Genomic DNA, 23,646 nt, shown 5'->3' with positions numbered 1-23,646 from the left:
GCCATTGGCAAGCAGTAAACGTGTGGAAGATATGAATTACTTTGAACTTATTGCCTGGTTGGGTATTGGCAGTTCCCATCCAGGAGGCTTTCCCGCTACGAGACAGAATTTAATTGCTCTGCAATTGAAGGCTGAAGACTATGTGCTGGATGCCGGATGTGGCAGCGGTCTCACAGCGTGTTATATTGCTAAAATTGTGGGTTGCAAAATAATGGGGATTGATATTAATCCTATAATGATAGAAAAAGCTAAAAAACGAGCTGAAAAGGAAGGAGTTTCCCATTTAGTTAGCTTCGAGATTGCAGATGTTTACCACCTTCCTTATCAAGATAACTCATTTAACGTAATTGTGGCTGAGTCAATAACAGTCTTTTTAGATAAATTGAACGTTTATCAAGAATTCTACCGAGTTCTAAAACCTCACGGCAAAGTTGCAGATCTGGAAATGGTTTTATTAAAGGAATTACCTTTACCAATTCAAAAACAGATGGAGGAATGTTTCGGTTCCGGCACAAATCCATTGTTATATGAAGAATGGATTAATACTTTAGCAGACGCAGGATTTGAAGAGGTATCCATCAAAAATCCTCAGTCAATGAGAAACAACAGCAACACAATTCTAAGTGAACTTAAAAATGATTGGCTTTTACTCAAAGACCTTCCACTCAAAATTAAAAATCAACCCGGTTTGTACAAAAGACTTCAACGCAATGCAAATTTTATGAAAAAAAACCTTTACTACTTTGGTTTTGGACTAATCACCGGTTGCAAACCAGAACCAAAACCGAAACCTGCACTCAAAAAAGGCATTCGAAAATGGTTCAGAAGTTTTTTTCACAAAGAGCACTAACAATACAAGGGGCCGTTGCATAGTGAACTCGTTCAGCTAAAGCTGAACATCGGGGCTTCAGATGGGGACTCTACCCCACCTGAAGTTAACGAAGGATTCCACCCCCACTTATAGAAGTGGGGGTCTTAAAAACTGGATGAATATCTATACGTTTTTATAAACAAAACCCTGCATATAAGTGGATTCGAAGCACTATTTATGCAGGGTTTTGTTTAATGAGGGGCGTTTATGCATTTTGAAACAGCCCCTATTCGATAGGAGGGAAGGGTTTGCGATAAAGAAATAAAATATATTATTATAAAAATATTTATCTTCTGATTTTACAAAATATATTGACTCTTTTGATTAGTTCCCTTAAAATATGAGATATAGAAATAAATGTATTTTAGATTTATACTACTTGAAGCGAAAAGCTCTCTATGGTATTATACAATTAATATCAAATATAATAAAACGTAGTTTTATTATATGAAACATTCGTCTGAACTCAAACAGATAAGATAGATCTTAAGGAGGTGATTAGGATGACTCATGGGAGAGAGGAAGGAAAAAGGGGTTCTGAATGGACACAATCTCAAGGAATAGCCGCAGAGTTTAACAGTTGGGAAGAGGGAGCACGAGGAATCTATTCAAATAGCAGCAATGAATTACATCCCAGAGAAGCACGTGCAATGGAAGCATACGACCTTTGTTACGATTGTGAAACTGGGTTTCACTATATGAAATAAACCGTAATGATTATGAATTCCCTCATGGGAATTCTTTTCTTTTGAGCCTTTTTTAGATAGCGAGAGAATGAATTAATATTCCATAATTGGTTACTTTAATATTATCCTCCTGATTTTGGGGTCCTGTCGAGTTTTGATGGGACCCTTTTCTATTTAGAGAAAAGGATAGAGCATCGCTTCCAAATCTTCGGTCATGTTATCTTAATATTTTAACGATTTTTTTCGATAATAGTATTGAAAAAGAAAAACTAGTATAGTATATATTTTTCTGAGCTTAATGGCCTATGGTTTATTGCATTCGTTCTATAGTAAAATTAAATTATTCCTCTACCGTATTTTAACCGAAGTAAACATACCAACATACATTGAATATCGGGATTGAGGTGAAGGTATGTCTCCGCAAATTCGTTTTTTACAATGCTCGGGTTGTCGCTTTGACAGTCCCAATTGGGAAGGTCCTGAAGAATGGCTTTCACAACGTAATCAGGACTTGTGGAAAACATTTGAGACGATGCTTTTAATCTGTCAATCTGAAAAGATTGATTTGCTTTTTATAACCGGGAATTTATTCGAACAAGAATATACCCGCAAGTCAACGGTTGAACGGGTAGCAAAATCCTTAGGCGCTTTAAAAACAACAAGTGTTTTCATTGTTCCAGGCGAAAAGGACCCTTATGTTACGACATCTGCGTATCGACTTGCTGTATGGCCTGGTAATGTCCAGGTATTTTCCGGTGAAATCAGTTGCTTTAACCTTAAAAGTCATAATATCAGCATATATGGAGCTGGCTGGACTGCTTATCAACAAGACAGGACTGTACTCAATCAGGAGTTTCGAGCAAAAGACGATGGAACTCTACCGATTATGCTGCTCCATTCTGAGGCAGCCGAATCAAATAGTCCCAAAAGTTTCTTCCTTAGGTCCGAGCATATTGCAGCCAGCGGGTTGGCATATCTAGCTTTGGGGCATCAAGCGATCTTTAGCGGAATTCAGAAAGCAGGAAAAACCATCTGGGCAGATAGCGGCGTTCTTGAAGCCAGAAGTTTTAACGAGCAAGGGCCCCATGGTGTGATCGTCGGCAAACTTGACCAAGATCATGTTCAGATAGAATTTCGGGAATTAGGACAGCGGCAATACATTACGAAATATCTTGACTTTCATCAGGACTATAAAGCCATTATTGCAAAATTATTGTCAGAAACAAGTTCTGAAGATCGTGAGCAACATTTATATAGAATAGCCTTTGTAAATCAAGTACCGAAGGAAGCGGACATAAATACCTTACAAAAGTTGCTTACAGAAAAATTTCGGTTTATCGAAGTTGTTACCCCTCAAACTGAAGCTGATTCTCAGTTCGGGTTGGACTTTATGACGCCTGATTTCTCGACATCGAATAAAACCTCACTGGAAGAGAGCAATTATCTTTCCTTAGCTCAAGTTTATTTTCAAAAAATCAAAGAGTATCAATCTACAGCGGGAACCCCGGCAGAACAAGAGCAATGGGAGTTGATTAAAAAAATCGGACTGGCAGCTCTCGAACAGGGAAGGATAAGTTATGAAAATTGAACATATCAAAGGCAGCCGGTTAAAGGGGCTTGGGAATGTCACTTGGGCATTTCCGGCAAGCCCTGCTTTTCTGCTTTTTAAAGACGAAACCCAACAAAAATCACTGATTGAGTTATTATTAAAATTGTTTAGTCCTCAAACGCCACTGGGAAGTATGAAACTCTTTAATAACACGAGTTTCTTAGAGCTAGTCTTCAGCGGTGATGAAAATAATCGTTGCTGTATACGTCAGCATTATCTGAAAGAGAACAATGATTTTATTCCTACCTCAGCCTTAATTAAGGATGAAATAACGGGGCAGAATGTGTCGTTTTCTGACTCATCAGTATTAGGCGAATACATATTTGGCATAAAACTACAACTCTTTCAACTGGGGGTAATCGTCAATTGGTCAGACATCGATGATCTCGATCAACTCCGCCAGCGAATTGATAACCTTTGTCAGAGCGGCGATGAAGAACTATCACCCCTTAAAGTAAAAGCTTGTTTTGCCGGTGCGATGCAGAAATTAAATGAACAAAAGGGGAAAATGGCTCTGGTTAAAGCTAAATACGATACTCTCAGACAAGACTGGGAAGACACTCACCGTCAGCAAGAGGAAGAACGGTTACTGATCATTGAGATCAATCAGTTCCAGGAAGGTGAAGCAATCCTGGTAAATAAAATTGACTCTATTAATAAAATACAAGAGCGATTGTCATTGTTAAACCAAAACCAAGACTATCGGGAATTACGCCGACTCCAAACGGAAATTATAAATTCAGAAGAGGAAATCCGCTGTGCTGAAATCAATCTAGCAGCCTTGACAAGCAATTCAATTATTGAGTGGGAGTTCCTAGAGAGTTTACGTAATGAATGTATTGAGTGGGCAGATCTTCAAGCACAGGTAAAACGTTACGACCATATCATTCAAAAATTAACAGACATGATAACACAACTTAAAATCTTTTTTGAAACCTGTGGCTATGAAGGATCAAATGAGGAAAGGGAACGAATGAGCAGCTTTTATGAAGAAAGGAATTCTGCTCAGGAACAACTCAACAACTCAATTAACTATCAAGAAGCTTTGCAACGTACCCGATTACAATATTCCGAAGAAAAAACTCACCTTCAGGAATTTGCAGAAATGACAGCTATAACAGAAGACGATAAATATCGAGTTGAACGCTGGGAAAAGCAATTGAAAAAATGGCAAACATCGAAAATCAGCCGCTCAATTGATCATACTTTAAAAAACCATTTAGGCAGAAATAGTATCGAGGAAAAGCTTAGATCGCGAATTAATCGATTATATGAGAAGTTTCATGTTCAAAATTTCGAGGAGTTCCAGAACCGGCTCATGAAGTTTCGTGAACAAAAAGAAAACGTCGAAAAAATACAAGAGCAACTGGTTCAATTGCAAACTGAAATTGACAATGAAGAAGTTCTGCTTAAGATCGTCCATACACGTAATGAATTATTAAATCAAACATTTTTCATGACTAATGTCGCTGATTTTCCGGCATGGCTTGATGGATGGAAAAGCTGCAATCAAAAAAGGCTTCAGTTATCCCATCTGCATAAAAAACGCCAATCGTTAATTGAAAGTTCAGAGAAAGAAACCAATAAATTACACTCCTTCACTGAAGGCTTTCAAGAAAAACTCGTCGGCTGGAATATACCTGTAAGCGATCGGGAAGACGTCTTATCTGCAATCCTTAAAGCAGCTCATGAACTAAGAGCAAAAGACCGAGCAGAAAGAAGATTAAGCGAGTGTTCAGCCAAATTACAGACTATGCTTGGTAATCGAAACTTAGAAGGCCTTTCTAAAAAACTGGAACCCTTAGCAGAGCTGGAAAAAGAAGCACTGATTTCGGACGAAAATCGTCTTGCAACACTTACCTCTTGGCAAAAGGAACAGGCTGAGATGCACAGTAAGCGGTTACAGGCGGAGCAGCGTTTACAATTATTGCAAAAGCGTCCTTCCTTAGTCGTCTTAGAAGAAGAAATTGAGACTGTTAAGAAAGAATGGATGAGTTATGAAAGTTTGCTGCAAGCCTTTCATGACGCCCAAAAGTTATTTGAAAGCTCAATCAACACCTGGGAAGTAAATAACGGTAATGCCTTAAAGTATGACGCAGCGAAGATTTTAAGAGAATTCTTCAGCCAACGAGAAATAGGGGAACCACAAAGTGCTCTGGACATGGCAAAGCGTGACTATTTTGCTTATCGGATGACGATTGCTCAGTTAGCTCTAAACTACAACACTAAAGTTCCTTTGATCTTCTCCATGGGAAAAATGTCTGATGACCAGAACCTCTGGAATGACATTATTGAATATTTAACAGATCTATCCCGTTCGAGGCAAATAATACTAACCACGACCAATTCTCAAGTTACGGAAAAGCTTAAGGGAGTTGGTTGGACCCAAATTGCCGGATAGAAAGCTTTTTTATTTTTAATTTGTTATTTCGTCATCTTTCGCCGTATAAATAGACTATAGTTGTCTCTAAGGATAATGTATACTAGAGAATTTCTTAATTTACGGGGAGGGGTTTCCAATGAGTCGAACCATCAACGCCATTTATTTTAGTCCTACTGGCACTACCGAAAAGATCGTTACGGGAATAGCAGGGAGTATTTCCAAGAAAATTGATCGCCAAACATATTCCATTGATTTTACCTTGCCCGAAGTAAGATTAAAGCCTATCTCATTTTCTGCAGACGATATGGTGATTCTTGGGGTTCCTGTCTATGCAGGAAGAGTCCCGAATGTCCTCTTAAACTATTTGAATAGTATAATCGGCAATGGTGCCTTAGCTATTGCAGTTGTTGTCTATGGAAATAGAAACTATGATGATGCCTTAATCGAATTAAGAGATATCCTTACCAATAATGGTTTTAAAGTGATAGCCGGAGGAGCTTTTATTGGTGAACATTCATTTTCAAAAATTCTTGCCCAAAATCGACCTGATGAACAGGATATGAAGATTGTTGATGGATTCGCTAATCAAATTGCCAAAAAAATAACATCTCCTGAGGAGCTTACTATTGTCAGTGTCAAAGGAAATCAGCCTTACAGAAAATACTATATGCCAAAAAGTAAAGAAGGTAATCCCGTTGATATACGCAAGGTTACCCCTAAAACAAATGACGATTGTAATAAATGTAAACTTTGTGTCTCTGTTTGCCCTATGGGTTCGATTGATCCTGAAGATGTTTCGAAATTAACTGGCATTTGTATTAAATGCGGAGCATGTATAAAAAAGTGCCCTTCTAGTGCTAAATATTATGACGATGAGAATTATTTAAGGCATAAAGTAGAATTAGAAATAGAGTTTTCTTCACGAAAAGAACCTGAAATCTTCTTTTAACGTTTAAGTTCAAGCCTTCATTATACTATTTTTCCCATAAGATGACTAAAAGCAACAGAAAACCCCAAGGATATGGCAGCAAGTAAAAAATAAGAATTTTCAAAAAGCATGGCTAACCTTCTTATGTGTCTGGTTAACCATGCTTTTAAAGTTTAATCAAATTTACCATTTTCGAACCATAAAATTTTCTTCGAGTAATAGCCAGTTCTGTGGAAACTCGTGACCCAATACCCAGTAATAAAAGCCTCGGATGCCCAACTGTTTGACTAAATCAAACTTACTTTGGATGCTGCGAGCATCTTCAAACCAAACTTCATGCTGCCTGCCTTGGAGATCACGATATTCAAACCATGGGGCTTGGGCGGTTTTACTATAGTGAATCTGAACTCCATATTGAATTGCCAATTTCAAGGCCTGTTGGGAATTAATTGAGCGGGCCCATTTTCCAGGTACATGAGGCAGAGTCCAGTCGTACCCGTAAAGGGGAATTCCCATCATAATTTTATGTCGTGGTATAACGTTCACGGCGTAGTTCATGACGTTTCGCACAAGATTGACTGGAGAAACAGCCATAGGCTCACCACCTGACCAACCCCATTCGTAGGTCATGATAAACATAAAATCTACAATCTGGCCAATTCCCGCATAATCATGCCCTTCATACAAAATTCCTCGCTGTTCACCGCTTACCTTAGGCGCCACAGCAGCCGACAAAAAATAGCCGTGGGGTTTTACTTTGACAGCTGCTCTCTGCAAAAAATGAAGATATCCTAGCCTGTTGTCTCCACCCAAATACTCAAAGTCAAAATCCAAACCTTGATAGCCTTTTTCTTCCATTAAATAGAGAGCCTGATCTAAGATATAATCTTGTAAATTCACATCATTAAAAATAGCTGTTGCCAAATCCCTGCTGAATTGCCCGCCAACATAATTAGTAAGCACTAATAAAGGTGCAACCCGGTTTCTTTTAGCTGCTGCAATAGGGACTTGGTCATCGAGAGGACTAAGATTTCCGTTCTGATTTACCGCATGGCTAAAGATGGCTAAATACGTCAGATCACGTCCTACCTGGTCTATCGTCTGACCCGAGAGATTCCCCGTAATTCTGGGATCCAAATACGAGCTGACATCAATGGTAGGTTTGGCACTGGAAATTTGATGATTAGTAGTAGGAATAACCAAAGTTTGCCCGACAACCAAACGATCTTTATCAGGAACTTGATTGGCAGAAACGATCGTATCCAATGGAACCCCATAGTGTTTGGCAATTTTACTTAAGGTTTCACCGGACTTAATTACGTGAATTCCCATCTTGATTCTCCTCTGCACAAAATACAATAATAGTTGATCTAATGTATGTGTCAGAAGCTTGGACGACCAGAGGGAATTTATGGTTTTATATCCGTCTGTTATCAGGCGGCTTATTTAGTTCCCCTCAACAAAATGATGATTATCGGTGTGATCGTTTTAATAAGACTAACTTAAATCTTTATGATTTAAGTTCCGAAAGCTAGAAGAAATATGGTAATATAAATTGATTTGATTTGATTTAATTTAACTTAAATCAATCAGCCATTTATCGAGAATTACGAGGCGAACAACAATGGAAGTATCCACAACACCAACTAAGGAGGGCACAAAGCAAAGTTCTCCTAAAATACGAATAAAGGCTTATTCCGTTCTGATTATTTCTTCAATCTTATATGCCGGGAATGTCATTGCTGGTAAGTTAATTGCCGGTCATGTTCCTTCCGCCGGTTTATCCGCGTTACGGGGAGTACTTGGACTTCTGATCATCGTGCCTCTAACGTGGTCACGGGTCAAAACATCAGCAAAACCTGGCAGAAAAGATTTATTCCAGCTTTTTGTCCTGGGCTTTTTCGGCATCACCCTTGCATATCTAACGTTTATTATCGGTATGAAATACTCCTCAGGTACTAATGCTTCAATCATATCTGCAACATCCCCAGCCTTAACCAATACTCTTTTAGTCATTGGATTTAAAGCAAAATTGAATAAACTACAATTTTTAGGTATAGTAACTTCATTTTTAGGACTCTTAATTGTATTTACTGAAGGTTCCTTACATCATCTGCTCACCTTAAAATTAGGTATCGGAGATATTATTCTTTTTATCAACGTCTCGTCAATGGCAATATTCTATGTTCTTGGCCAAAAAATCATGGAAAAACTCTCCTCACTGGTAACATCCATCTACGCTCTTGCCTTTGGCACCATCTTGCTTGTTCCTCCGGGAGTTTGGCAGTTAACCAACACGCCTTGGCATCTTACATTATTCGACATTTTATTGATCATTTATATGGGATGTTTTGTAACAGGCTTTGCTTTTTTCCTTAATCTCGTGGGAATTAACCTTATTGGCAGCGGCCAGGCTACAATTTTAAGCAACCTGCAGCCAGTACTGACCATTATTTTAAGTGTCTTTATTCTTGGCGAATCGTTATCCAGCTATCACTGGGTAGGTTTTATTCTCGTAATTTTCGGGATCATATTGTCTCTTGCAAAACCGGAGCAATCTACTAAAAAACTTTGCTCAGCGGTAATCCCGATAGTACCAACGGCAAAAAGGTGACCATTTAACTTTGTCGAGCTTATAATTCCAATTTTATTGCTACTATATATGGAACACATATACTCTGTTTCCATATATTAGTGGTGAAATAACATTGGAGGTGATACAAATGTTTTTTGGACCATGGGGATGGGGTTTTGGATTTGGTTTTAGACCATTTTGGCGACCTTTCTGGGGCGGTTTTTGGTGGTAATCCTTGATTATACTTTGTTTTAGAAATTCTTATACCATCTGAAAAATAAACCGGGTCTGAAAACCTGGTTTATTTTTATTTAACTTTATTCGGGAGCTTTTTTGGCTGATGAAGTCTTATGTTCTTTTTCGATGGTAAATATTAATTTTCCCCCCTTAGATTCCAGATTAACCAAACTGGCACCCCGGTGCAAGTTGGCGTTAATTGTTGCGATTTCTTCACCAGAGATATTCGCTGGATCAACTTCAAGTATGCCCCTAGTAAGCTCGACCGTCTTGAGGTTCATCAATTATTTCCCCCTTGATTTAAGTAGTTCTACATTAAACTAAAAGAATTCAGATCAATCATAGTCTTATTTTTAACGATTTCTTATTCATCATTCGTTCATTTATTTAGTATAAGTAATGTGACATCAAATATTTCCTAACTTAATTAACAGCGACAGGCAGCCAGGTAATCGTCGTGTAATTCTTTAGTAAACTATAGAAATCTTTAAAAATAAGGATATACTAAACTGTAACTATAAATATGTTCTGGGAATTGGAGTAGAAAAAATGTTTGAAGAAAAAGATTATTTAATGAAAATGGTTAAAGAGTTCACCGCAGCCATCAGTAGGATTGTAGGATTAAAGGCTGAGAAGAATGTTGAAGAAAGTCAAGAAGTTCTTAATGAGACATTAAAGTCATTCACTGACTTGGATATAAAAGTTATCGAGGCGCTTCCTTATGATATCTTGATCCATAAGATAAGTGGAAATACTATTAATTCAGAGAAACATCTCATGCTCAGTGAATTATTAACACATCAAGCAGATATTTATGACCTTAAAGGAGAGACTTTGAGAGCAAAAAACTTATACATAAAGAGTTTAAATATGATGTTTAATGTTTTAGTGGAGCAAAACAATCCTATCGCAGAACAGCATAATAACAAGGTTGATGAACTCCTCGAGAAAATTGGATGGTTTAATTTACCTAAGGAAAGCAAAGTATTGCTGTTTCAATATTACGAACTCATACAAAACTACGGAAAGGCAGAGGATGTTCTTTTTAATTTGCTAAAAACGGATGAGCAAAATGATGCTGTATTAAGGCAAGGAATAGCCTTTTATGAACGATTAACCCAAATAGACCCAGCTGAGCTTCTTGAGGGAAATTTGCCGATGGATGAAGTGTTTGAAGGCTTAGAAACTCTAAAACAGTATCAGAAGTGAACAGCTAAAGCTGAACATCGGGGCTTAAAAACTGGATAAATCATGATAATTATTTTCCTTAAATATTTTTAGGTAATTGAAGGGAATTGAAGGGAATTGAAGAGATAGCGTTGAAATCATAAATACTAATTGCACGTAGTAATTCTAACACTTCGTAATTTAGGAAAACGGCCCGGAAAATGAGGCGATAGAATTTGGGGTTGGCATGGGTTCAATCGGTGTAACATTACTTGGCGCAATTGCCGATTATATGGGCTTGCCCTTTACCATGAACATTATTTGCCTGCTTCCAGCTCTAGGGATTATTCTTGCCTTCATCCTACCCGATGTGCGAGCCAAAGGATCTTCTCCAAAATTAGCTGAAGAATTACAGCAAGCGTAGTTTCTCTGCTTATCGTCTTAAGCCGTAATTGAGAATCTCAGTACTTATTTTTGAATTGTTCATAATGCCTACTATAACCTGATATTAATAATCATGGGAATAGAAGATCTGTTAAATGGGGAAAGTGAACTTAATGTTAAATCCTTTTAAGTAACTGCTAAAAGGACATGGTTTTCGTTTCGAGCATAAGGAGGAAATCGTTAGTTTGTGCCGAAGATGTTAAGGAAAAAAGAGTACAAGCACGAACTCGAAAAAACTAACGTTGAAATTATACCTCAACCAAAAAATTAACTTCTTAGGAGGGAATTAAATGCCACTTGTAACGACAACAGAAATGTTTAAAAAAGTTTATGGAAAATGTGCTGTCGGTGCTTTTAATGTTAACAATATGGAAATTATACAAGGCATCGTGGATGCAGCCAAGGAAGAAAATGCCCCGCTTATTCTCCAAGTTTCTGCGGGAGCCCGTAAATATGCTAAGCACATTTACTTAATGAAATTAGTAGAAGCCGCTGTGGCGGACACTGGTTTACCCATCGCCTTGCATCTAGACCACGGGGAAGATTTTGAGATTTGCAAGGCTTGTGTTGACGGTGGCTTTACATCCGTCATGATCGATGGCTCCAAGCTGCCTTTTGCCGAAAACATCGCTCTGACAAAAAAAGTTGTTGAATATGCCCATGCTAAAGGTGTTGTTGTAGAGGCCGAATTAGGAAGACTTGCCGGAGTTGAAGATGCAATAAATGTTAGTGCCAAGGATAGTAGTTACACTGATCCCCAACAAGCCGCGGAATTTGTCCATCAAACAGGCTGTGATTCTTTGGCTGTCGCCATTGGAACCAGTCACGGAGCCTATAAATTCAAGGGAGAACCGAAACTCGATTTTCCACGCCTCCAAGAGATTACTACTCTGCTTCCCGGTTTTCCATTGGTATTGCATGGAGCATCGACCGTATTGCCAGAGTTCGTAGCCAAATGCAACGAGTACGGGGGAGAACTCAAAGGAGCTCAAGGCGTACCTGAAGAGTTACTCCACAAGGCAGGAACAATGGGGGTATGTAAAATAAACATTGATACTGATCTTCGCCTTGCCATGACTGCTTCTGTCCGTGAACATCTAGCGGTCAACCCGGCTGACTTTGACCCGCGTCAATATCTTAAACCCGCTAGAGAAGCCATTAGAAATATGGTTAAGCATAAAATTAAAGATGTCTTAAATTGCAGCAATCAGCTCTAAGCAGCGTATCATTACTCGCAAAGACATTATTAAACATCGTTTACTCTTTTCCCTCAGAATGAATGAATTTTAAATGACATATAATTAGACCACTTGCCGTAGAAGAAAGACTTATTTCATTATTTATAATCCATTGATTGCAAAAAGTCCGGTAAAACTGGACTTTTTTCTTTTGTCTGTTGTTCTTATTCTGACAATATGGTGAATACAGCACTGCTGTTGACTATTAACAGCAAACTTTCAGCTCAAATTCAGGAGGGATTAAGATTTAGTTCAGAAATGACGATTATAGTAGTGGACATAACTTATTAAGGGATGAAAAGCCATTGTCTAAACAAATTCTAAAAAGAGATTTTTACTTTGATAATGCTAAATTTATCTTAATTCTTTTTGTGGTTTTTGGGCATTTAATAGAGCCCCTTATAAACCAAGACTCATTGCTAAAGGGTATTTATTTAACGGTCTATAGCTTTCATATGCCGGCGTTTATAATCATTTCGGGCTATTTCTATAAAAGAACAGCTAAACTCTCATCTTATCAGCGTTTACTAAAGGTTTTAAAACAATTTATTATTCCTTATCTCATATTTGACATATTGTATTGGGTTTTTTATGTTGTAACTTTAGGTCAAGATTTAAATATCAACGTGTTAATTCCTATTTGGCTTATGTGGTTTCTCATGAGTTCAACTTTATGGCAAATGGTAACTCCCTACGTGATAAAGCTTAGGTATCCCATTCTCTTGACGACTGTTCTGGCATTGATCAGTGGATATACCTATCATGTTGGATATTTCATGAGTTTATCCAGAACAATTATCTTTTTTCCATTCTTTTTAATTGGTTTTTATGCAAAACGTGAATGGTTTAACAAACTCAAACATCCAGCGGTTCAATTAGTCAGTATATTATTTCTATGCTTAACTCCCTTGTTAATTCATAAATTCAACCTGGATAATCCAGGTTGGTTTTACGGTAGTTACGCCTATTTAAGTTTAGCAATTGTTAATCAATGGACATGGGCATATCGTTTAGCCGTTTATTTGATTTCATTTCTAAATTCTCTAGGAATATTGGCCTTAATTCCACAATTTAAAATGCCTTTTACAAAAAAGGGATCACGTACAATGTCAGTTTATTTGTTACATGGTTTTATTATTAAATATGTTGCTTTTAGATCAACGTTATTGTATCAAGAAAAGGGGATAGGAGAGATTTTTATTCTCTCAGGATTTGCGGTGCTTATAACATTAGTATTCACATCGGAGATTCTTTATGAAATCGCAGCTCACGTTAACACTTTGTTAAAACCAGTCTTACAAAAAGCTTATTCCAATAGTTTAAATAAGAATTTAAACAAGAATATGAAAATTTAAGTTATTACAACATATCTTTAAAAACATTTTTAGGAAAATATTCATCACATTAGTATATTTATGCTGGCGAATATAAACTTCAAATACTATTATTAGGGCTTTAATGCAAAAAAATAAGAAAATAATCATCCTCAAAGAAGGAATTTTGATCACATACGCAGAATTATGTTCTGTGAAATCAACATAGATCGATCTGATTTGAGGAGGTTAAAAAGTGAGTTTCCGCGTAGCAATTACTGGTTTTGGTAGAATTGGTCGCCTAACACTGCGTGCTGCCCTTGGTCAAGTCCTTCCTTTTGAGATTGTAGCCATTAATGATATGGGCAGTCCTGATATGTTAGCCCATTTACTTAAGTATGACACATTTCATGGCACTCTTTCTCAAACAATTGAAGCAGATGGCAACTCTTTAATTATTGATGGAAAACGTATTCAAATAGTAGCCGATAGAAACCCTCTAAATTTACCATGGAGAGATCTTGGCGTAGATATTGTTATAGAGTGTACAGGCAAATTCAAACAGCGTGACAAAGCTGCCCAACACCTGACTGCTGGGGCTAAAAAGGTTGTTATTACTTCTCCCGCAAAAAACGAAGATATTACTATTGTTATGGGAGTTAACGAAAGTAACTATGATCCATTAAATCATCATATTATTTCTAATGCTTCTTGTACAACAAATTGCCTTGCACCTGTTGCGAAAGTTTTGCTCGACAATTTCGGGATTGAACAAGGAATGATGACTACAACCCACTCAGTTACTAACGATCAACGAACAGTTGATGTTAAACATAAAGATTGGCGGAGATCTCGCGCCGCTTATCAATCTATGATTCCCACAACAACAGGCGCAGCTAAAGCCGTAACTCTTGTTATACCTGAATTGGCCGGTAAGATGAATGGAATAGCTGTTCGGGTACCTACACCGAATGTATCCTTGGTCGATTTTGTTGCTCTACTAACTAAAACTACAACTAAAAACGAAGTAAATGCTTGCTTGCGGGAAGCTGCAGAGGGTTACATGAAAGGATATTTGGACTATACAGAATTACCCCTTGTTTCTCATGATTTTAATGGTAATTCTGCCAGTGCCATTGTTGACGGACTGTCAACAACGATGCTTGGTGATCATATGGTTAAAGTGTTGGCTTGGTATGATAATGAATGGGGATATTCGTGCCGAGTCGTTGACTTAGTAAAACATATTGTCGAGAAAGGGATTTAACGACTGAACTCGTTCATCAGAAGCAGAAGCTGAAACGATACTATGCTTAGCTAATAAATTTATAAAAGGCGTTGTCTTTACGAAAGGCAGCGTTTTTTTATTAACAATACCCGGCCAAGCAATTTGATTTTGACGATAAATTCTTGAGATCTCCACGAGACAGAATTTTTCTTTCTTTCGATAAAAAATGATAAGAATGATAGACTAAATGGTAATGCTTTGATAGGATAACCTTATTATTTTGATGCATTTGTATATTCGCATTTTTAATTAGGACAGATTGGAGAGGTAATAATGGGAAATATCAATATCTTTGAAATGATGGCGAATAGATATGACACAACTGAAAGAATCCAAATTGCGAAGGTTGCATCTGATGCTATTCGTGAGCATTTGGCAGACACTCATGATAAAAAAGCTATTGATTTTGGCTGTGGAACTGGTTTAGTTGGTATCAACTTGTTAAATGATTTCAGTTCTATGCTTTTTGTTGATCCATCACCAAATATGATTAATCAAATAAAACAAAAAATTGCCGACTTAAATATTCAGAATGCAGATACCTTATGCTTTGATTTCGAAAAGGAAGACCGAAAGGATATACAGGCTGACTATATTTTTATGGCTCAGGTTCTTCTCCATATAAATGATATCGAGTTAGTTTTAGCAAGATTATACGATATACTAAATCCAGGAGGGCATTTACTAATCGTAGATTTTAATAAAAATGAAGAAGTATCATCAGATTTAGTCCATAACGGATTTGATCAAGAAAAGCTTATAGACCTTATGACTAAACTTGGGTATCGAGCCTTTCAATCCAAAACCTTCTATACGGGAAGTAAACTATTCATGAACCAGGACGCATCTTTGTTTATACTTGATTCTCAAAAGAGATGAAAGCCAGAAAGCGGCCCATATTTGGGTCGCTTTTTAGTTTTTAGATAGAAAAAAATATTACTATCATCATCAACAAAGGAACTATAGACCAGGACTAGTTTGAACTCACTCAATCATTCGTTCACGAGGGTGTATTTTAGAATATTGAACTTAATCAAAACAGACACAACATTTTCTGGCTGTTTGATATTTTTTATTTAACTTTAATTTTTGTTTGGTAATAAACAATAAAGTCATTTTTGCTTATTGCCAAACAAAAACGACTTATAACACAGTTTTATAACACAGATAGTTAATTTGTAAAATGATCATATTACATATCTCTGAATTGCAAACATACGTCCTTTCAGTAAACATAGAATAATATTATTATTTAAATTTAACTTAAAAGTATTGTATTATTTATCGAAATAATTATAATTAAGTTTACATTAAATTATTCCAAAGGGGGGTATGAGAATGGCAGCAAATGAAAAAAGTACAGGTAAGTTAACTTTGTTACCATTAGTTTTAATGATTTTTACGTCCGTCTTTGGCTTCACGAATATGCCGAGATCCTTTTACTTAATGGGATACGGTGCTATTCCCTGGTATTTACTGTCCGGAATTACTTTCTTTCTTCCATATGCCTTTATGTTAGCGGAATATGGCGCTGCATTTAAAAACAAAAAGGGCGGAATCTATTCGTGGATGGAGGAATCAATTGGACCTAAGTACGCCTTTATAGGTACTTTTATGTGGTACGCATCTTATGTAGTTTGGATGGTTAATGTAGCATCTGCGATCTGGATTCCCTTGTCTAACTCTATCTTCGGTAAAGATACAACTTCAACGTGGACTTTATTCGGTTTAAGCTCTACTCAAACTTTAGGTTTATTAGGGATGGTCTGGATTATCCTTGTTACTTTTATTGCTTCCAAAGGCTTAGACAAAATTACTAAGGTAACATCAATCGGCGGTACAGCCGTGGCCTTGCTAAATATTGTTCTTTTAGTAGGTGCATTGTTTGTTCTTGCAGCTAATCATGGTCATCTTGCTCAACCTATTCTTTCAGCTCAATCCTTTATAAAATCACCCAACCACTCTTATGGAACTCCATTAGCAATGCTCTCCTTTATAGTATTTGCATTATTCGCCTATGGAGGTATTGAAGCTGTAGGCGGATTGGTTGACCGGACGGAAAAAGCCGAAGTAGTATTTCCCAAAGCAGTTACCATTTCTGCCATAATTATTGCTGTTGCTTATTCATTAGGCATCTTCTTAGTAGGTATTTTTATTAACTGGAATCATGTATTAGCTTCGAATAATGTTAATATGGCCAATGTTGCCTATATTGTAATGCAAAATCTAGGCTATCAGGTCGGTCATGGGTTGGGTCTAAATGAGGCTTCTGCCTTAACACTCGGTGCCTGGGTCGCACGTCTTGTAGGGTTATCCATGTTTCTGGCCTTGACCGGGGCGTTTTTCACCTTGATTTATGCTCCCTTAAAGCAAATGATAGAAGGGACACCTCCTGAATTATGGCCAGGGAAGATGGGTGAAGTAAAAAAAGGTATGCCAATAAATGCTATGTGGATTCAATGCTTCGTTGTCATTGCCATGATCTTTATTGTATCGTTCGGTGGACAGGCAGCATCAGCCTTCTTTAATAAATTAGTGTTGATGACAAATGTAGCCATGACTATCCCCTGTATGTTCATTTCAGGAGCCTATGCAGCCTTTAAGAAAAAGACTGATATTACTAAACCCTTTGTAGTATTTAAGAGCTACAAATCTGCATTGTTCGTAACAATTATTGTGACTTTTACAGTTGGTTTTGCCAATTTCTTTACGATTATTCAGCCAGCTACTCAAGGAGATCTGCCATCAACGCTTTGGATGATTTCGGGGCCTGTATTCTTCACAGTTGTCGCGTTTTGGATGTATCACAGATATGAAAAGAAGAAAGAGGCTCACCAACCACTTCCAAAATATGCCGCAAAGTAATTCCATTCTGCTAAGCTAACGTCAACGATAAAATAAAAAACTGCCGAAGCGTTTGCAAACACTTCGGCAGTTTTTATGTCAGCCTATTTTGGATGACGCAAACATACACTTCCCTTCATATTCTATACGGGAGGTGGGATAAATGGCCGTTGAACTACAACCAACAGGTCCCGTTACCAGTTGCTTTACGCGGATTTCAAATGTTGAAGAGTATCTAAATGCCGTAGACAAAGCATTTGATAAAATCTGTCCTATGACTGGGAGATGTGAACTATGGTACCGTGGTCAAAATGAACTAAACCAACCGGCAAAACCCGTTCGGTGGGACCTAATCCCCAGCATCGCTCGAAGTCCGCTCAATCCTCTTATGGAGATTATCTATCTATCAAAGTTTAAATCCTATGCTATTCCTTTTGTACAAGAATTACCATCTTTCCCAATTCCTAATGGCCAGGCCGCTTACTGGCACTGGCTATTTATGATGCAACATTATGGAGTTCCGACTCGAATTATGGATTGGAGTCGCGATGCCCTTACTGGTCTTTTCTTTGCTTTAGATGGGCGAAGAACAAATGATGGCCGACCGGATGCAGCAGTTTGGATTCTAAACCCGGTTCGCCTCAATGAAGCATTTTCCTTCCATAGTTTTGTTAAGCCGGGCTATATACCTAATGTTGACGAAGAAATTGTTGATCTTTACTTTGGTCCTAATGCTAAAATTCTCGAAAACAAAAAACCAGCCGCAGTTATCGGCCCCTTAAATAACCCTCACATTGTGGCTCAAAAGGGAGTTTTTACTGTATTTCCTCATGACAAGGAGATTATCCCATTGAATCTCTTTGCGGATGCATCAAATTATTTAGTTGAGATCTGTGTGGCTGCTGACAGAGTTTCTGAAATTCTCGCCGAACTTGAACGTTATGGGGTAACTAGATTTACACTATACCCGGATATTACTCAGGTTAAAGATCAAATTAACTTGGAAGTTCGAGAGGAGGGACAGTTGCCCTCAGTTAATCCTAGTTCGATTGTGAATATTTCCAAGACAGGTGTGAATTTATCCAATTAACTGGCGTCAAGGTTGAAAGAGCAAGCTTAACTATAACTCTTGGTATGAGGGAAAAGAAGGGAAGGGGGAGAACGAAAATATTAAACATAGCGATCAAATCAAGGCGTAAGTTATTTTACAGGCCTTGGTGAAAAATCACTTACAGAAAGCAGTTGTTGGAACGTAAAATTAATTTGAATGTTAGAAAGAACTCGTCCGTATCGAGTGAATATTTAACCTGTTCGTTAATTAGAATTTGTCGTGATCGCAGCGAATTGGACAATTCCTAGCATCGCTAGATTCACACCAATCGCTATTATGCAAGCACCAGACTCTTAAACAATCACCCAATTCATATCGTTTTGCATGTTGTATGTCTTTTGGGCTGACCCATTCTTTTTCAGCAAATAGACACATCGAATGTGTAGACCAATTAGTAACTATTTCTTCATGGGAATTGGATAAACGCTCCCGATACAATCCCATATATTCACCTCCAAAAGCAAATTTGAAATTTAATTATAAAACGTTTGGTATCCCTATTATTTTCAATCGCCAAAGTATTCTTTTTAATTTATTAAATTCCTGCTCAGATATGAAAATAATTATATTTAGACAATTGGTAATATTGCGATCTATTCACAGATTCGCACCCACCTAACAACTCTTTTTGCTATACTTGACATAAGTTCATACAGCTATTTGAGATCCGCCAACAAAGTCCGGAAACCAAATATAAAGGATTCTTGATATAAGTGGTTATTTATGATAATTTGACTGTAACGAAAGTACATGTAAACGAAATAAGATCTTCCATACAATTAAGATCGTGTAATACGTGGTTAAAGAAAGAATGGGGGGAAAGGGGATGGATTTAATTCGGAATCAGAATAGTAACACCATAACGTCAGTATCAGGTTGTTGAGAATCTAATTTGAGTGCTGGTCAGCACGTTGAAACTAAGACTGAGAACTGCCAAATCTGCGGAGGCGAATTAGAATACTTCAACTCAGGACGGGAACTAACTTGCATTCAATGTGGCAAAAAAGAGATTGGCAATATCACTTGCCCGAATGGACACTATGTATGCGATGAATGTCATGGAAAAGGTCTCTTTGAAACTGTCAAGGAGTATGTTTTAGCCAATAAATCAAATAATCTTTTCGAAATTGCCGAGTATCTAATAAACCAAGATAACATTCCGATGCTCGGTTGTGAAAATGCCTGGATAGCATCAGGAGCTTTGATGACAGCACTCAGGAATGAAGGAACAGTTAAGGTTACGGATGAACAGATTGTTGAAGCAATGAATCGTACCAAAAGACAAGCTATCGGAGGATATTGCGGACTAACAGGGGTATGTGGAATTTCTCCCGCGATTGGTTCATGTTTTAGTGTCGTTTTGGGTGCATCATGTCGTAAAGACCAAGAAACATCATCAACAATGAAGGCAGTAGGCAAAATAGTTAATGCTATCGCTGCCCAAACTGGTCCGTGCTGTTGCAAAAACTTTGTAAGGATTGCACTAAGTGAGGCCGTTTTATTAGTTAAGGAATATTTAAATGTATCCTTATCAACACCACATGAACCAATTAATTGTACGCATAGTTCACGCCATCCCCATGGATGTAGGGAGTCTAAATGTTCCTATTTCAAATCTTGTGTTGATTGAATAAACACAAGATAGGGGTAGTACCAGCGAAGCTGTCACCAGGGGCAAAGTAGATGGTTAATTTTACAAGCATTGAGTCCGATAAATGAGGTTATGTAAAAAAGAGCTGCCATACCTTTGGCAGCTCTCATATTTAGTATGATAGCACGTCTCTCTATAGTTAGCATATTATCACTGTGCCCGCTGACAAGCGATTTCAATGTTGTAGCAGCTTAAATTTAGTAAGTAGTAATTATGCAAAATTAATTACATTGTTGTAATGTGAACATTATTCGTTCCCATTTCAGCAACTCCATATGAAAATGTTATCCCAAGCGCTCCAGAAGTAGAAAATGCAACTGTAGGATTTATTGCTATCTGAGTATGCCCATATTTAGCTAGAACCGCAAGTTCTGGAACTTGAGCCTGTTTGGATATATCATAATAAACGCTTCCCGTTTTAGCGTATGTCCCAGGATATGACGAAGATATCAAGTAAATTTTTTTAGATGCACCATTATTTAAGTTAGGTGTAAGGCTACCGAGATATTCGCTATGATGATAAGTATCATCAGTTTGAAGGTAATATTGAGCCGTTGCAAAAGAAACTGAGTCCATAAGATACATACCTTCCGACCAAGTTGCTGCCCAAAGATCGTCCCTTTCAAATATGGGAGGACTTGTCCAAGTCCAATCTGTTCTAAAATCAGCTTCAGACTTACTCGGCGAATTAATATGATAAGTATTATAGGTACTTAAATATAAACTAGCGGATAATGCTTGCATTTGGTCTTCTGTACCTTTATAATTTCTTATTTGGCTGATCTGATTCGATGTATACCCTTTTTTAATAAGATCATTATCACTTAACTTAGCATTTTTTTCGACTCTCGCTTTTAATAACCCTTTATAATCTACACTCCTGAGCTTGTTTACTTCTTCTTTTGAATAACCTTCTGAAAGTAAGGTATCATCATTCGTATTTATTAACTCTTTATATTTATCATATTCGTTTATAACTGTTTGACCTACTAAGACCTCTTTATTATTAGTATTTACCGGAATTGACTGTGCACTTGCTGGAATAACAAGAGCAACGTTTAATAATAATGCTGATACAATAACCGAACTGACCAACTTCATCACTTTTTTTAATCTAGTTTTCTTCACAATTATCAATCCCCCTATAAATTTTTCACTTCTTTACATCTTATTTTCGCATCGTGAAAGCACTTGAATTGTTTTTTGTTTTTACTTAAAAGCCAAGTCATTTACTATTTTTTTTGATTTCTTCCAATATTAAAAAAGTACATACTACTATCACGATAATCAAAAATATTAATAAACCTTGTGTCATTGCATGAAATGAGCTTTCAACTGATCCATTAGAGAAAATCCCTACGAGGACAAACGCAGAAACAAGATATCCCATAAATGCAACCAATATTCCTGCTATCAAAGCATATAAATACTTCAATTTACATCACCCAGCCAAAACAGTAATTTTTTTTGTTATCATTTTCATTAAAATCCCTCCCTAAAATTATATAAGGCAAAACTTTAACCATTTTTGTTAATGGTTTTTAACCCACTCTCCTCCCTTCAATATATAGAGGGTTTGAGGTATTAAAAGGTTACACATATTTCTATATTTCCTAAATATTTTTATGGTAAGCGTACGCTATTTTTAAATTTTAGGTCCTATAACAAACACTATGACAAGTTCAGCAAAACCTAATTCTCTGTATTTGCCCAAATTTCCTTCTGACAGGTGATTTACCTGTTTTTAACCCCCCAACATTTAAGCCCTTTAAGCATGTTTTTCTACAAAAGGCCAAAGTCCGTTTTTCTCTCACTCACGTTAATATACTATTGTTGATGTTTAGGCTTTTTCTTTTTACGTTCACGGTAGAAAGACACAAAAGAACTAGGACTATGATTAATGTAGGAAACCAATCTTACTTTGCCCCTGGTGACAGCTTCGCTGGTACTACCCCTCTTAAAAAGAATCAAGCTGGTTTTCCTTACTCTATGACTCTATGGATCACCAGCTTTTTACTCTTGAAATATGAAACGAGCGACCAATCTATACCACAATTGATTTTTTAACGGGTTATATTAAAGCCCCAATAACGGTCGTTATTGGGGCTAGTGTTCGATGATAATAACCGGGGGACAGGCAACACGGAGGCAAAGTATGGATACTTAAACGTACATTTTGGATAATCAAAGTGGTTTTGTGGCTACTGTATTCCGAAAATGGATAATCCTTTCTTAGCGTAGGCTTTGTCGGATTAACTTAACGTTAAAATGTTGGCGACACCCCAACAAATCAATCTGAAACTTCTGGCTGTCTGATCATATTTGAAATATAAATCTTATCGCAGAACATCCAAACAACTTTGAAACTATATAAACATCTCGATCTGAAATGTTGGTACGTATTACTTGAATCTCTAGTTGTCCAAATGAACTTACGTTCTTCATCATCTTTCAAGATCACAACTCTCTGACGGGCATCCCCATATTCTTCAACAATTGTTAGTTTCCGTGTATACCGTTTGTTTTTCTGATATTTCATTTATTATTCCCTCCTTCAAAGCAAAGAGTAATACTCCTTTTAGGGGTAATACCAGCGTAGCTGTCACCTCCCGCAAAGTAAATGTATTTTTAGGGTATTCTATAGACACATAAGAAAATCTTCGTATCATGAAGATACATTAAGATCTGATTATAAAAACAAATCATACGTTGATAAGTTGATCATATAAAGCAAATATGAACAATTTTACTTGAAATCGATAGAATACAGTAATATAATACTAATGAACTAAATAACACTCGGTAGGTGAGGCTACCGCAGGGATACGGATTGCTGCCGCGGAGTAGTGGAGACACTATGAGAAGGTTAGCAGGATATGTCGAAACCAAGGCATATTCTAATGCAATTTCATCGCCTTGCGAAGCTAAAGCTTGAACGATATCATGCACTACTTTTATGTGTGTATGTAACTTGGGTAATATTCCCTTGCCATTGTTCATGCTTTGGCAAGGGATTTTTGCATTGGTTTATCAATATTTAAACTATCTGAAATTATTTGGAGGTGAGAGGAATGGACGAAGGAAGTAGTGGGGACATGAAACCTGACGGGCGAAGTAAAATGAGGAACAGGCCCCTAAGTAATGATTATGTAGTCTTCGTTCTGTTCCTCTGCCGAAAATCTAAAATAATGATTTAAGCACACAGTTGCCAAAATTCAATATAATGATTTGAGCTCACTTTGCTACGTGTTTTATGTCTTTACTTCCTTAGTTATTTGACTACATGAAATTGTAGTCGGCT

At 37.2% G+C, this 23,646-nt stretch carries 19 protein-coding genes and 1 riboswitch; of the genes, 15 read left to right on the top strand and 4 right to left on the bottom strand.

The features are described 5' to 3' along the window. The first annotated feature begins 31 nt into the window (after positions 1-31). The 5 genes from B5Y67_RS04925 to B5Y67_RS04905 all read left to right on the top strand — a co-directional run bounded on the left by B5Y67_RS04925 (position 32) and on the right by B5Y67_RS04905 (position 6,498). A complete protein-coding gene (locus tag B5Y67_RS04925; protein ID WP_088225509.1) occupies positions 32-850 on the top strand; it encodes a class I SAM-dependent methyltransferase in 819 nt (272 codons plus the stop codon). Positions 851-1,374: 524 nt separating this feature from the next. Further along, positions 1,375-1,578: a hypothetical protein gene (locus B5Y67_RS04920; RefSeq protein WP_088225420.1), complete on the top strand. Its 204-nt coding sequence runs from the start codon at positions 1,375-1,377 to the stop codon at positions 1,576-1,578. Between the two features lie 391 nt (positions 1,579-1,969). Further along, positions 1,970-3,145, top strand: a complete 1,176-nt coding sequence (locus B5Y67_RS04915) for a hypothetical protein (RefSeq protein WP_088225419.1) — start codon at positions 1,970-1,972, stop codon at positions 3,143-3,145. Beyond that, on the top strand, positions 3,135-5,567 hold the full coding sequence (locus tag B5Y67_RS04910) for a hypothetical protein (protein ID WP_088225418.1): 2,433 nt from the start codon (positions 3,135-3,137) through the stop codon (positions 5,565-5,567). The genes B5Y67_RS04915 and B5Y67_RS04910 overlap by 11 nt, the downstream gene beginning before the upstream one ends. A 118-nt stretch (positions 5,568-5,685) precedes the next feature. Next, positions 5,686-6,498, top strand: a complete 813-nt coding sequence (locus B5Y67_RS04905) for an EFR1 family ferrodoxin (protein WP_088225417.1) — start codon at positions 5,686-5,688, stop codon at positions 6,496-6,498. A gap of 162 nt (positions 6,499-6,660) precedes the next feature. Here the strand turns inward: B5Y67_RS04905 and B5Y67_RS04900 are convergent, their stop codons facing one another. Further along, the gene (locus B5Y67_RS04900) at positions 6,661-7,809 is read right to left on the bottom strand and encodes a glycosyl hydrolase family 18 protein (protein ID WP_088225416.1); all 1,149 of its coding nucleotides are present in this window, start codon (positions 7,807-7,809) and stop codon (positions 6,661-6,663) included. Between the two features lie 292 nt (positions 7,810-8,101). On the opposite strand from B5Y67_RS04900, the gene B5Y67_RS04895 reads away from it, so the two are divergent. Further along, positions 8,102-9,091, top strand: a complete 990-nt coding sequence (locus B5Y67_RS04895) for an EamA family transporter (RefSeq protein ID WP_088225415.1) — start codon at positions 8,102-8,104, stop codon at positions 9,089-9,091. A gap of 278 nt (positions 9,092-9,369) precedes the next feature. Here B5Y67_RS04895 and B5Y67_RS04890 read toward each other — a convergent pair whose 3' ends face one another. Continuing rightward, positions 9,370-9,570: a hypothetical protein gene (locus tag B5Y67_RS04890; RefSeq protein ID WP_088225414.1), complete on the bottom strand. Its 201-nt coding sequence runs from the start codon at positions 9,568-9,570 to the stop codon at positions 9,370-9,372. A 268-nt stretch (positions 9,571-9,838) separates the two neighbouring features. Here B5Y67_RS04890 and B5Y67_RS04885 point away from each other — a divergent pair, with 268 nt between their 5' ends. From B5Y67_RS04885 to B5Y67_RS04845, 9 genes are all read left to right on the top strand, one after another. After that, on the top strand, positions 9,839-10,498 hold the full coding sequence (locus tag B5Y67_RS04885; protein ID WP_088225413.1) for a DUF6483 family protein: 660 nt from the start codon (positions 9,839-9,841) through the stop codon (positions 10,496-10,498). A gap of 205 nt (positions 10,499-10,703) precedes the next feature. Then, on the top strand, positions 10,704-10,880 hold the full coding sequence (locus B5Y67_RS04880; protein ID WP_242975864.1) for a hypothetical protein: 177 nt from the start codon (positions 10,704-10,706) through the stop codon (positions 10,878-10,880). 310 nt (positions 10,881-11,190) lie between these two features. Then, on the top strand, positions 11,191-12,117 hold the full coding sequence (fba, locus tag B5Y67_RS04875) for a class II fructose-1,6-bisphosphate aldolase (protein WP_088225412.1): 927 nt from the start codon (positions 11,191-11,193) through the stop codon (positions 12,115-12,117). A gap of 326 nt (positions 12,118-12,443) precedes the next feature. Then, entirely contained in the window at positions 12,444-13,493 is a 1,050-nt protein-coding gene (locus B5Y67_RS04870) for an acyltransferase family protein (RefSeq protein ID WP_088225411.1), read from the top strand. A 214-nt stretch (positions 13,494-13,707) separates the two neighbouring features. Further along, positions 13,708-14,718: a type I glyceraldehyde-3-phosphate dehydrogenase gene (gene gap / locus B5Y67_RS04865; RefSeq protein ID WP_088225410.1), complete on the top strand. Its 1,011-nt coding sequence runs from the start codon at positions 13,708-13,710 to the stop codon at positions 14,716-14,718. Positions 14,719-15,012: 294 nt separating this feature from the next. Next, positions 15,013-15,618, top strand: coding sequence for a class I SAM-dependent methyltransferase (locus B5Y67_RS04860; RefSeq protein WP_088225409.1), 606 nt, complete (start codon positions 15,013-15,015; stop codon positions 15,616-15,618). A gap of 459 nt (positions 15,619-16,077) precedes the next feature. Beyond that, positions 16,078-17,604 (top strand): glutamate/gamma-aminobutyrate family transporter YjeM, encoded by a 1,527-nt coding sequence (yjeM, locus tag B5Y67_RS04855; protein ID WP_088225408.1) that lies wholly within the window; start codon positions 16,078-16,080, stop codon positions 17,602-17,604. A gap of 142 nt (positions 17,605-17,746) precedes the next feature. After that, positions 17,747-18,673: an FRG domain-containing protein gene (locus B5Y67_RS04850; protein WP_088225407.1), complete on the top strand. Its 927-nt coding sequence runs from the start codon at positions 17,747-17,749 to the stop codon at positions 18,671-18,673. 913 nt (positions 18,674-19,586) lie between these two features. Then, positions 19,587-20,324, top strand: a complete 738-nt coding sequence (locus B5Y67_RS04845; protein WP_242975863.1) for a DUF5714 domain-containing protein — start codon at positions 19,587-19,589, stop codon at positions 20,322-20,324. Between the two features lie 246 nt (positions 20,325-20,570). Here B5Y67_RS04845 and B5Y67_RS04840 read toward each other — a convergent pair whose 3' ends face one another. Both B5Y67_RS04840 and B5Y67_RS04830 read right to left on the bottom strand, forming a co-directional pair. Further along, the gene (locus B5Y67_RS04840; protein ID WP_088225406.1) at positions 20,571-21,473 is read right to left on the bottom strand and encodes a hypothetical protein; all 903 of its coding nucleotides are present in this window, start codon (positions 21,471-21,473) and stop codon (positions 20,571-20,573) included. A 1,162-nt stretch (positions 21,474-22,635) separates the two neighbouring features. Further along, positions 22,636-22,884, bottom strand: a complete 249-nt coding sequence (locus B5Y67_RS04830) for a hypothetical protein (protein ID WP_088225404.1) — start codon at positions 22,882-22,884, stop codon at positions 22,636-22,638. A gap of 252 nt (positions 22,885-23,136) precedes the next feature. Next, positions 23,137-23,296: riboswitch (M-box (ykoK) riboswitch) on the top strand. Positions 23,297-23,646: the final 350 nt, after the last annotated feature.

It is taken from the genome of Desulfosporosinus sp. FKB (assembly GCF_002196705.1).
In the GTDB taxonomy this organism is placed as follows: Bacteria; Bacillota; Desulfitobacteriia; order Desulfitobacteriales; family Desulfitobacteriaceae; genus Desulfosporosinus.
The sequence above is the reverse complement of the archived record's forward strand: the minus strand, read 5'-3'. Positions and strand labels throughout refer to the sequence as shown.

Excerpts from the sequence above, each read along its gene's own strand:
- B5Y67_RS04925 (WP_088225509.1), top strand. The coding sequence starts at position 32 with ATGAATTACTTTGAACTTATTGCCTGGTTGGGTATTGGCAGTTCCCAT.
- B5Y67_RS04920 (WP_088225420.1), top strand. The coding sequence starts at position 1,375 with ATGACTCATGGGAGAGAGGAAGGAAAAAGGGGTTCTGAATGGACACAA.
- B5Y67_RS04915 (WP_088225419.1), top strand. The coding sequence starts at position 1,970 with ATGTCTCCGCAAATTCGTTTTTTACAATGCTCGGGTTGTCGCTTTGAC.
- B5Y67_RS04910 (WP_088225418.1), top strand. The coding sequence starts at position 3,135 with ATGAAAATTGAACATATCAAAGGCAGCCGGTTAAAGGGGCTTGGGAAT.
- B5Y67_RS04905 (WP_088225417.1), top strand. The coding sequence starts at position 5,686 with ATGAGTCGAACCATCAACGCCATTTATTTTAGTCCTACTGGCACTACC.
- B5Y67_RS04900 (WP_088225416.1), bottom strand. The coding sequence starts at position 7,809 with ATGGGAATTCACGTAATTAAGTCCGGTGAAACCTTAAGTAAAATTGCC.
- B5Y67_RS04895 (WP_088225415.1), top strand. The coding sequence starts at position 8,102 with ATGGAAGTATCCACAACACCAACTAAGGAGGGCACAAAGCAAAGTTCT.
- B5Y67_RS04890 (WP_088225414.1), bottom strand. The coding sequence starts at position 9,570 with ATGAACCTCAAGACGGTCGAGCTTACTAGGGGCATACTTGAAGTTGAT.
- B5Y67_RS04885 (WP_088225413.1), top strand. The coding sequence starts at position 9,839 with ATGTTTGAAGAAAAAGATTATTTAATGAAAATGGTTAAAGAGTTCACC.
- B5Y67_RS04880 (WP_242975864.1), top strand. The coding sequence starts at position 10,704 with ATGGGTTCAATCGGTGTAACATTACTTGGCGCAATTGCCGATTATATG.
- fba (WP_088225412.1), top strand. The coding sequence starts at position 11,191 with ATGCCACTTGTAACGACAACAGAAATGTTTAAAAAAGTTTATGGAAAA.
- B5Y67_RS04860 (WP_088225409.1), top strand. The coding sequence starts at position 15,013 with ATGGGAAATATCAATATCTTTGAAATGATGGCGAATAGATATGACACA.
- yjeM (WP_088225408.1), top strand. The coding sequence starts at position 16,078 with ATGGCAGCAAATGAAAAAAGTACAGGTAAGTTAACTTTGTTACCATTA.
- B5Y67_RS04850 (WP_088225407.1), top strand. The coding sequence starts at position 17,747 with ATGGCCGTTGAACTACAACCAACAGGTCCCGTTACCAGTTGCTTTACG.
- B5Y67_RS04830 (WP_088225404.1), bottom strand. The coding sequence starts at position 22,884 with ATGAAATATCAGAAAAACAAACGGTATACACGGAAACTAACAATTGTT.